Source organism: Protaetiibacter mangrovi (assembly GCF_024752305.1).
Classification (GTDB): domain Bacteria; phylum Actinomycetota; class Actinomycetes; order Actinomycetales; family Microbacteriaceae; genus Homoserinibacter; species Homoserinibacter mangrovi.
Genome location: NZ_JANTHX010000014.1, coordinates 1 through 1,407 on the forward strand (window position 1 = coordinate 1; position 1,407 = coordinate 1,407).

Here is a 1,407-nt window from a genome sequence, read left to right on the forward strand (position 1 = left end):
CGCGACCGGCAGGCCCCGCGACCCGGCCGCGGCTGCGGTCGCCGTGGTGCGCGAGCGGATGCGGGGCCGCGGTGGCGCGCTCCCCGTGGTGTTCGCGGTGGACCTGCCGAGCGGCATCCATCCGGACACCGGCGCCGCCGAGCCGGATGCGGTGCTGCCTGCCGACCTCACGGTCACCTTCGGCGCCCGCAAGCGCGGCCTGCTGTACGCGGACGCGGCGCTCGTGGGACGCATCGAGCTCGTCGACATCGGGCTCGGGCTCGACCCCTAGTCGGCGCGCGCGGCCTCCGCGTCGAGCGCGGCGAGCAGGCGGGCGACGGCGCGGTGGTCGGCGGCGGTCACGACGCCGCGTCGGGCGACACCCATGAGCACGGGCTCCCACCTCTCGTCGACGAGTCCGTCGGCGAGCACGATGCCGCGTGCGGCGAGCTCGAGGTGGTGTTCGATCTCGTCGGCCGTAGGGAGCGGCGCGAACATGGGGGTCCTTCCGCGGTCGGGGATTCCGCGTGGTGTGCGCTCACCGTAGACGAGCGCGACTCGACTCGGCAGACCCGCGAAAGGGGGGCGCTGCTCAGGCGTCGGCGGCGGCCAACTGGCCGCACGCCCCGTCGATCTCCTTGCCGCGGGTGTCCCGCAGCGTCGTCGGGATGCCGGCCGCCTCGAGCCGCGCGATGAACTCGCGGGTCACATCCGGTTCGGAGGCGGTCCACACCGAACCCGGGGTGGGGTTCAGCGGGATCGGGTTCACGTGCACCCAGCCGCGCCCGCGCTCGTTGAGCTTCTGCGCGAGCAGCTCCGCGCGCCAGGCGTGGTCGTTCATGTCCTTGATGAGGGCGTACTCGATCGACACGCGACGGCCCGTGACCTCGAAGTAGTGGCGCGCGGCGTCGAGCGCCTCGTCGACCTTCCAGCGCGAGTTCACGGGGATCAGCTCGTCGCGCAGGGTGTCGTCGGGTGCGTGCAGGCTCAGCGCGAAGGTGAGGGGCAGGTCCTCGTCGGCGAGCTTGCGGATGGCGGGGGCCAGCCCCACGGACGACACGGTGATCTGGCGCGCCGACATGCCGAGCCCGTTCGGCTGGGGGGCGACCATGGTGCGCACCGCCTTCATGAGGCGGTTGTAGTTGGCGAGCGGCTCGCCCATGCCCATGAAGACGATGTTGGTGACCCGGGGTGCGTCGTGGCCGCCGTCGCGGCGGAGGCCGCCGAGCTCGCCGTTCGCGATGGCGCGGTTGGCCTCGACGACCTGGGCCACGATCTCGGCCGCCGACATGTTGCGGGTGAGGCCCGCCTGGCCGGTCGCGCAGAACGGGCAGTTCATGCCGCATCCGGCCTGGCTCGACACGCACAGGGTCACGCGACCGGGGTAGCGCATCAGCACGGACTCGACGAGCGCGCCGTCGAACAGCT

The 1,407-nt window shown here is 73.1% G+C and carries 3 protein-coding genes; 1 reads left to right on the forward strand and 2 read right to left on the reverse strand.

Features of this window, described 5'->3' with window-relative positions; translation table 11 throughout:
* A partial coding sequence (locus NUH29_RS14500; protein ID WP_308445782.1) for an NAD(P)H-hydrate epimerase occupies nucleotides 1–271 on the forward strand: 271 nt, incomplete at its 5' end.
* Here NUH29_RS14500 and NUH29_RS14505 read toward each other — a convergent pair.
* Both NUH29_RS14505 and rlmN read right to left on the reverse strand, forming a co-directional pair.
* Complete coding sequence (locus tag NUH29_RS14505) at nucleotides 268–477, reverse strand: hypothetical protein (RefSeq protein ID WP_258799981.1); 210 nt, start codon at nucleotides 475–477, stop codon at nucleotides 268–270. The two genes, NUH29_RS14500 and NUH29_RS14505, sit on opposite strands and share 4 nt — an antisense overlap.
* Before the next feature lie 94 nt (nucleotides 478–571).
* Nucleotides 572–1,407: 23S rRNA (adenine(2503)-C(2))-methyltransferase RlmN (gene rlmN, locus NUH29_RS14510; RefSeq protein ID WP_258799982.1), on the reverse strand; the 836-nt coding region annotated here is incomplete at its 5' end.

What these genes read in the sequence shown, in the direction of transcription:
- NUH29_RS14505 (WP_258799981.1), bottom strand. Translation starts at nt 477, where the DNA reads ATGTTCGCGCCGCTCCCTACGGCCGACGAGATCGAACACCACCTCGAG.